General features: G+C 62.2%; 4 protein-coding genes. 2 read left to right on the top strand and 2 right to left on the bottom strand.

Annotated features, from left to right (window positions below):
- Both XAXN_RS15590 and XAXN_RS15595 read left to right on the top strand, forming a co-directional pair.
- Window positions 1–2690, top strand: a 2690-nt coding sequence (locus tag XAXN_RS15590) for a beta-mannosidase (RefSeq protein ID WP_245149962.1), incomplete at its 5' end; no start/stop codon positions are given.
- Window positions 2691–2999: 309 nt separating this feature from the next.
- Window positions 3000–5666: a glycoside hydrolase family 3 protein gene (locus XAXN_RS15595; RefSeq protein WP_054320226.1), complete on the top strand. Its 2667-nt coding sequence runs from the start codon at window positions 3000–3002 to the stop codon at window positions 5664–5666.
- Between the two features lie 142 nt (window positions 5667–5808).
- Here the strand turns inward: XAXN_RS15595 and XAXN_RS15600 are convergent, their stop codons facing one another.
- Window positions 5809–7923, bottom strand: a complete 2115-nt coding sequence (locus tag XAXN_RS15600; RefSeq protein WP_054320227.1) for a peptidase domain-containing ABC transporter — start codon at window positions 7921–7923, stop codon at window positions 5809–5811.
- A 3-nt stretch (window positions 7924–7926) separates the two neighbouring features.
- Window positions 7927–8712, bottom strand: a complete 786-nt coding sequence (locus XAXN_RS21815; RefSeq protein WP_241148119.1) for a rhomboid family intramembrane serine protease — start codon at window positions 8710–8712, stop codon at window positions 7927–7929.
- Between the last annotated feature and the right edge of the window lie 135 nt (window positions 8713–8847).

Consider the following 8847-nt stretch of genomic DNA (forward strand, 5'->3'; position numbering starts at 1 on the left):
TGCCCCTGCCCCGTCATCGTTTTGTTCCCGCCCCCGCCCGTCTCGGGCTCGCCCTGGCCTTGGCCATCTCGCAGGCCTGGGCAGCGCCGCCTTCGGCAGTGACGCTGGACAGCGGCTGGCAGGTGCGGCTGGTCCCGGGTCAGGAGCAGGGCAAGACGTATCCGAAGGCAGCGGCGTGGCTGCCGGCGCAGGTGCCCGGTGCGGTGCAGACCGACCTGATCGCCGCCAAGATCGTGCCCGACCCGTTCTATCGCGATAACGAAGGCAAGATCCAGTGGGCCGGCCTGAGCGATTGGCAGTACCAGACCCGCTTCAACGTCGATGCGGCCACGCTCAAACGCGAACATGTCGAATTGATCTTCGACGGCCTGGACACGTTTGCCGAGGTCACCCTCAATGGCAAGAAGCTGCTCAGCGCCGACAACATGTTCCGGCAGTGGCGCGTGGATGCCAAATCCCTGCTCAAGCGCGGCGAGAACGTGCTCGAGGTCAAGCTGTACTCGCCGATCAAGAAGATCCAGCCGTGGCTGGCCAAGCAGCCGTACGCGCTGCCGGGCGCCTACGATTCGGCCTTCGGCGACGAGCCCGAAGCCCGACACAGCTCCACCTATGTGCGCAAGGCACCGTACAACTTCGGCTGGGATTGGGGCCCGCGCATGGTCAACGCCGGCATCTGGAAGGATGTGCGCGTGGAAGCGTGGGACGCCGTGCGCGTGGATGGGCTGCATATCGCCCAGCAACGCGTGGATGCCGATAGCGCGCAATTGCAGGCGCAGCTGGCACTGCAGGCCAGCCGCAGCGGACCGGTGCAGGTGACGCTGGATGTGCTGGGCCCGGATGGGCAAAAAGTCGGCCAGTTCACCCAGGACGCGGTGGTCGATCCCGGCCAGAACCGCATCGACCTGGCGGTGCGCATCGCCCATCCCAAGCGTTGGTTTCCGGCCGGTTATGGCGCGCAGGACCGCTACACCTTCGTGGCCAACGTGCGCGATGCCGATGGCGACAGCCAGCAGATCAAGCGTGTCACCGGCCTGCGTTCGGTAGAGCCGCGTCGCGAAAAAGACCAGTTCGGCAAGAGCATGGAGATCGTGATCAACGGCATCCCGATCTTCGCCAAGGGGGCCAACCTGATTCCGCTGGATGCCTTCCCCGCACGTGTCACGCACGAGCGCATGCGCAGCACCTTGCAGGACGCGCGCGATGCCAACATGAACATGCTGCGCATGTGGGGCGGCGGGCATTACCAGGACGACTATTTTTACGACGTCGCCGACGAGCTGGGCATCATGATCTGGCAGGACTTCATGTTCGGCGGCGCGGTGCCGCCGTACGACGTGGAGTTCCGCGAGAACACCCGGCAGGAGGCGATCGAACAGGTCAAGCGGCTGCGCGATCACCCCAGCATCGTGTTGTGGTGCGGCAACAACGAAGTGCAGACCGGCTGGGAAAACTGGGGCGACCGGGTCAAGTTCAAGCAGTCGGTGGACCCGGAAGAACGTGCCCGCATCGAACGCGGCATGACCACCTTGTTCGGCACCGTGTTCCGCGAAGTGGTGGCCACCTACGATAGCGACGTACCGTACTGGGCCACTTCGCCGGGCACCGATTTCGATGGCGCGGCCGACCAGACCAACGATGGCGACATGCATTACTGGAAGGTGTGGGGCGGCCCTGCCTTGCCGGTCACCGAATACCTCAACGTCACCCCGCGCTTCATGTCCGAATACGGCCTGCAGTCGTTCCCCGACATGCGCACGGTGCGTGCGTTTGCCGAGCCAGGCGACATGGATCCGGAATCGCCGGTGATGCGCGTGCATCAGAAGTTCGACAAGGGCAACGGCAACAAGCGGCTGATGCTGTACATCCGCCGCGAATTCGGCGAGCCCAAGGATTTCGAAAGCTTCGTCTACCTGAGCCAGCTGATGCAGGCCGAAGGCATCAACATCGCCGCTTCGCATCTGCGCGCTTCGCGTCCGCAGTCGATGGGTTCGCTGTACTGGCAGCTCAACGATGTGTGGCCGGGCGCGTCGTGGTCCAGCGTGGATTACTACGGCCGCTGGAAGGCGCTGCATTACCACGCACGCCGTTTCTACGCGCCGGAAATGATTGCCGCGTTGCGCAACGACAACGGCCAGACCGAGGTGTCGCTGGTGTCCGACCGCACCACCCCGTTGGCGGCACGCTGGCGCATGCGGGTGATGGGCATGGACGGCAAGCTGCTGAGCAAGCGTGAAGAAAAAACCAGCGTCAAACCGCTGAGCAGCCTGCAGGTGGGCAACTTCAGCGACAAGCAATTGCTGGGCAGCGCCGATCCCAAGCGCACCTACGCAGTGTTCGAGCTGTTCGACGGCGACAGGCTGCTGTCGCGTGAGGTGGTGTTCTTCGCGCCGGCCAAGCTGCTTGCCTTGCCGGCCGCGAAGATCGACAGCCAGTGGCGTGCCGACGGCGATGGCTATGCGCTGACCCTGACCAGCAACACGCTGGCGCGCGAGGTCTGGCTGTCGTTCGGCGATATGGATGCCACGTTGTCGGACAACGCCTTCGACCTGCTGCCGGGCGAGCCGCTGACCGTGCATGTCTCCAGCAAGCTTCCGCTCGCGCAGGTGCAGGCGGCGCTGCAGGTGCGCGATCTGGCCTCGACCCTGGCTGGCGCACCGGCCGAGCCGCAGGAGGCAGCGGCTGCGAAATGAGGTGCAGGGCAGCCCTCATCCGCCCTTTGGGCACCTTCTCCCGCAACGCGGGAGAAGGATTGGATTTCTTGCGATGAGAAACTCGATTTCTTGCGATGCATGTCTTCCTTCGCTCATGAATGCCCTTCTCCCGCTGGCGGGAGAAGGTGCCCCGCAGGGGCGGATGAGGGCCCACCACCACAAGACCAGCCCCCCCATCACCCATGGCACGCATGACATCGCCGCGCCCCACCCTTCACCTCACCGCAGCTACTGCGGCACTACCAGAACAATGCCCAGCGGCCTTGGCCGCTGCCCAGGAGTGAATCCATGTCGTCCGTGTTTGTATCGCGCCTTGCCATGGCAGTGGGCCTTGGCCTGCCCCTGCCCCTGCCCTGCCTCGCCCTTGCCGCCCCTGCCGAACGGGGCGGATCGCCCGACCAGCGCGCCGCCGCCCTGGTCGCGCAAATGAGCCGCGAAGAAAAAGTGGCGCAGGCCATGAACGATGCGCCGGCAATCCCGCGCCTGGGCATCCCCGCCTACGAGTGGTGGAGCGAAGGCCTGCACGGCATCGCGCGCAACGGCTACGCCACGGTGTTTCCGCAATCGATTGGCCTGGCGGCGAGCTGGAATACCAGCCTGATGCAACAAGTGGGCACGGTGGTGTCCACCGAAGCGCGCGCCAAGTTCAACCAGGCCGGTGGTCCGGGCAAGGACCATAAACGCTACGCCGGCCTGACCATCTGGTCGCCCAACATCAACATCTTCCGCGACCCGCGCTGGGGCCGTGGCATGGAAACCTACGGCGAAGATCCGTTTCTCACCGGACAAATGGCGGTGGGCTTCATCCGCGGCCTGCAGGGCGAGGATCTCGACCATCCACGCACGATCGCCACGCCCAAGCACATCGCGGTGCACAGCGGCCCCGAGCCGGGACGGCATGGCTTCGATGTGGATGTGTCGCCGCACGATGTGGAAGCGACCTATACGCCGGCGTTTCGCGCCGCGCTGGTCGAAGGCCAGGCCGGCTCGGTGATGTGTGCCTACAACTCCTTGCACGGCACCCCGGCGTGTGCGGCGGACTGGTTGCTCAACGGCCGCGTGCGCGGCGACTGGGGCTTCAAGGGCTTTGTGGTGTCCGACTGCGATGCAGTCGACGACATGACCCAGTTCCATTATTTCCGCCCGGACAACGCCGGCTCGTCGGCCGCCGCACTGAAGGCCGGGCACGATCTCAATTGCGGACATGCCTATCGCGAACTCGGCACGGCGATCGCGCGCGGCGAAGTGGACGAAGCCTTGCTCGACCAATCGCTGGTGCGCCTGTTTGCCGCCCGCTACCGCCTGGGCGAGCTGGAGGCCCCGCGCAAGGATCCGTACGCGCGGCTCGGCGCGAAGGACGTGGACAACGCAGCGCATCGTGCGCTGGCCTTGCAGGCGGCCGCCGAGTCGATCGTGCTGCTGAAGAACGATGCCGACACCTTGCCGCTCAAAGCCGGCACGCGGTTGGCGGTGATCGGCCCGAATGCCGACGCACTGGCTGCATTGGAGGCCAATTACCAGGGCACGTCTTCCGCACCGGTGACGCCGTTACTGGGCCTGCGTCAGCGCTTCGGTGCGCAGCAGGTGAGCTACGCACAGGGCGCACCGTTGGCCGCCGGCGTGCCCGGCATGATCCCGGAGACCGCATTGCGCAGCGATGGCAAGCCGGGGCTGCGTGGCGAGTATTTCGACAACGTCGACATGCGCGGTGCTGCACGTGTGGTGCGGCAGGACCGCACGGTGAGCTTCAATTGGGATCAGGTCGCCCCGGCGAAAAGCGTGCCGGCCGACCGTTATGCGGTGCGCTGGAGCGGTGAACTGCTGCCTCCCAGCGCTGGCGATTACACCCTGGCAGTGCGCGTGGCGCGTTGCTTCGATTGCAGCGGGCACGATCCGGTACGCCTGTATATCGACGACAAGCTGGTGGTTGCCGGCAACGCCGAAGACAAGCACGTGCCGGCCGGCATGCACAACGCCGACGGCCGCAGCGTGGAAACCGTGCTGCATTTCGAGGACACCCGCCCACGCAAGATTCGCCTGGAAATGGAGCACCGCGGCCAGGACCAGGGCGTGCGTCTGGAATGGCTGGCTCCTGCCGCCGCGCAACTGGCCGAGGCCGAGCAGACCGTGGCACAGGCAGACGCGGTGGTCGCCTTCGTTGGCCTGTCGCCGGATGTGGAAGGCGAAGAGTTGCGCATCGATGTCCCCGGCTTCGACGGCGGCGATCGCAACGACATCGCCCTGCCCGCCCCGCAGCAAGCGCTGCTCGAACGGGCAAAGGCCTCGGGCAAACCGCTGGTGGTGGTACTGATGAGCGGCAGCGCGGTGGCCCTGAACTGGGCCAAGACGCATGCCGATGCGATCGTGGCCGCGTGGTACCCGGGCCAGTCCGGCGGCACCGCGATCGCGCGCATGCTGGCCGGCGACGACAACCCCGGCGGTCACCTGCCGGTGACCTTCTACCGCTCCACCAAGGACCTGCCGGCCTACGTCAGTTACGACATGAAGGGCCGCACCTATCGCTACTTCAAGGGCGAACCGCTATTTCCGTTCGGCTATGGCCTGAGCTACACCCGCTTTGCCTACGACGCGCCGCAGCTGTCCACCACCACGCTGCAAGCCGGCAACACGTTGCAGGTGACCACAACCGTGCGCAACACCGGTGCACGTGCCGGCGACGAAGTGGCGCAGGTGTATCTGCAATATCCGGACCGCCCGCAATCGCCGTTGCGCAGCCTGGTCGGTTTTCAGCGCGTGCATCTTGCGGCGGGCGAGCAACGCACGCTGACCTTCGACCTGGATGCGCGCGCCTTGAGCGACGTGGATCGCAGCGGGCAGCGTGCGGTGGAAGCCGGCAACTACACGTTGTTCGTCGGCGGTGGGCAGCCGGGCACCGGCGCCGTTGGCAATGCTGCGTCGTTTTCGATCCAGGGACATGCATCGCTGCCGAAGTGATCCTTGCCACGGGATGACACCCAACAGGCGTCGGCTCTTGGCCACCGCCTGTTGCGTGATTGGGCGGCTCTGATGGGAACCGGGCAGATGCGCACGGCGTACAGCACCTCGAACATCGCACATCAACGCGTGTGGCCTGTCCTCACGCGCTCAAGACGTGATCTTCAGGACGTGACGTCTCGGGCGATTGCTGCGACCTCACTTCTTGCACGATCCGTCCATGCTCCATCACCAGGACGCGATCGGCGCTGGCAATGGTTTCAGGACGGTGCGCCACGATCACCTTGGTCAGTTGCAAGTGTTTCACCGCCTCGTTGACCAGGCGCTCGCGGGTGACATCCAGATGGCTGGTGGCTTCGTCCAGAAATAGCAGCCGTGGTTGACGGTACAGCGCTCGCGCAAGAATGATCCGCTGCTTCTGGCCGCCCGAAAGCGAACTCCCCATGTCGCCGATCGGGCTGTGATAGCCCATCGGCATCGCGGCAACATCCTCATGCACCGCCGCCAACTTCGCCGCCGCCTCGATCCGTTCCAGGTCGAAATCCGTATCGAAGAAACTGATGTTGTCGGCAATACTGCCGGCGAATAATTGATCATCCTGCATCACCACACCGACCATCGCGCGCACGTTGCGCGGGCCGATCTTGTGCAGATCGTACCCACCGATGCGGATTGTCCCTTTGGTCGGCTTCAGTAGACCCAGCAGCAGCTTGAGCAGCGTTGTCTTGCCGCAACCAGACACGCCGATGATGGCCACCGATTCCCCCGACGCTATCGTGAAGCAGCAGTCCTGAACCACCCACGGCTCGCCGTCGGCGTAGCGAAACGAGAGCCCTTCCACTTCGATGCTGGGCTCGGCCGGTGGCAGCGCTTGCGGTCGCGCGTGATCGTCCTCTGGCGGAGTCAACACGATGTCGGCGAGCCGTTCGCCATTCAGGCGCAGCATGCGGAACTCGATCCACTTGTCGATCAACCCGCTCACACGCATGGCGAACTGGTCCTTGTAGGCCAGATACGCGACCAGCATGCCGACCGAAAATACGTTGTCCAGCGCCAACCGGGCGCCGATCCAGATCACCGCGATGCGTTCCAGGCCGAACACCAACTGGCTGGCCGTGCTGAAGCCCAGGGACATCCGTGCCAATTTTACGTCCTGATTGACGGTATCGTTGAGCAGATTCTCGTAAGTGGAACGACGCACCGATTCTTCACCGGCCACTTTCAAGCTTTGCATGCCACGCAGCGATTCCAACAAATGCGTCTGTTGCTTGGCCGCGGCCACCAATTGTTGTTCGGTACGGTCGCGCATGGGCCGATAGGCAATTGCACGGATGCCAAGATAGAGCGCGACCGCCAGCAGCGTCACCAATGCCAGTTTCCAGCTGTAGACCAGCATCAAAATCAGGGTCACCAGGGTCATCACTCCATCGATCATCGCCTCGACGAAGCTGGTGGTGAGGGTGTGTTGAATGGTCTGCACCGAGGACATGCGCGAAGTGACATTCCCCAGGTTCCGCTTTTCGAAAAAGTCCAATGGCAAGGTGAGCAGGTGCGCGAACACGTTGCTCATCCACTGCAATCCGAGCCGGGAGGAGAGATACACCACCGACCAACCACGCAACAGGCCAATCCCGACTTGAAGCAGGAGTGCCAATCCGAAACCCAGCCCCAGCACCACGAGTAAATCGCGGTCGGCTGACACAAAAACCTGGTCCACCACCCATTGCGTGTAGAACGGTGCCAGGATGACGAAGACCTGCAACGCCATCGACAGCAGCAGTATGTGCGACAGGGCACTCCACAATCCGCGAATTGGGCCGGTGAGTTGGCGCGCGGAAATGGAAGTGACGGCCTTGTGCTGCTTGAACTCGGCAGTGGGCGTCAGTTCCAGTGCCACGCCGGTAAAGTGCTGGGATACCTCGCTGAGGGATAATCTGCGCTCACCGATGGCCGGGTCGAAGATCGTGGCTTTCGATTTTCCAACCTTGGCCAGCACTACGAAGTGGCTGAGATCCCAGTGCAGGATGCAAGGTAATGCGAGTTGATCCAGTTGTTCCATGTCCAGCCGCAGTGGGCGGGTGGAGAAGCCCAGCGTCTGGGCAATCTGGACCAACTGGTTGAGCCTGATACCCTTGAGCGACAAGTGGAAACGCCGCCGCAACTCAGACAGGCCAAGTTGCATGCCATGCGCCGACGCCACCATCGCCAATGACGCCAGACCGCATTCGCTTGCTTCTGCTTGCATAATCGCCTTCATCGCTCAGATCGCTCCAGTCTCTGAAGATGCCAATATTGGTTTTTTAAGATCATGCTTGAATCCTATTTCCAATAAGCCAATCGTAAGCCCCAACAGCCAACCCGATGCATGCGCAAACCAACTCGTGCGAGGAGAGAGCAATGAGGAAGCCAACATCGTTGCCAATGCGAAATATGCAAACATCCACCAGAGGGAAGGCGGGAATATTTGACGATTGCGCAGCGATATGCCGACAATCCATCCATATAATGCAAATACTCCGCCAGAGATGCCGAGGAATGCATCCGAGCCGACCCAGTGGGGGAGGAATGTCAATAAAAATGCAGGTAAAAATATCCCGGATAAGAAAGTAAGCCAAATAAATAGCGTCCGGCCAAGCGAGAAAGAAAGCCCGGCTGCAACCATGAGTAAAGAAAAGTTGGCGGCCCAGTGTGCAACACCGGAATGCAGGAAAGGCCCGCTAATATAGCGCCATGGTTGGCGCGGCGCATTTTGGAAAACAAGCCCGTACTGCTCGATCAGATTGAAAAGGCTACCGGTGCGGGTCTGTAGGTAGATCTGAATTCCACCGATCGATATCATCATGACGGCGATTGAAAGTATTTGCTTGCTCGGCTGTAGATAACACCATGCGGAGAATCGAGAGTATTCGCGCAGACTCGATAATTTGCGGAAAATAAGTAGATATTGAGAGATTAAAAATATTGCGAATAACGTGATTATTGCGCTTGCTTTGATGAAATAAGTGCCATGAATTTTGAAGCTTGCAATGGCGAAACCTAGTGCCATGCATGATATCAGGGAAAACAATACAAGGAATTGGGAAAGCATTCTTTTTCCTGATTAGCCCTATCCCTCAGCCATGAAAGTTGCTTGCCATGCGCAAAACGCGCTCTGGGCAAGCTTCGACGTCCCCCCGTCCTG

It is taken from the genome of Xanthomonas axonopodis (assembly GCF_001304695.1).
GTDB lineage: Bacteria > Pseudomonadota > Gammaproteobacteria > Xanthomonadales > Xanthomonadaceae > Xanthomonas > Xanthomonas axonopodis.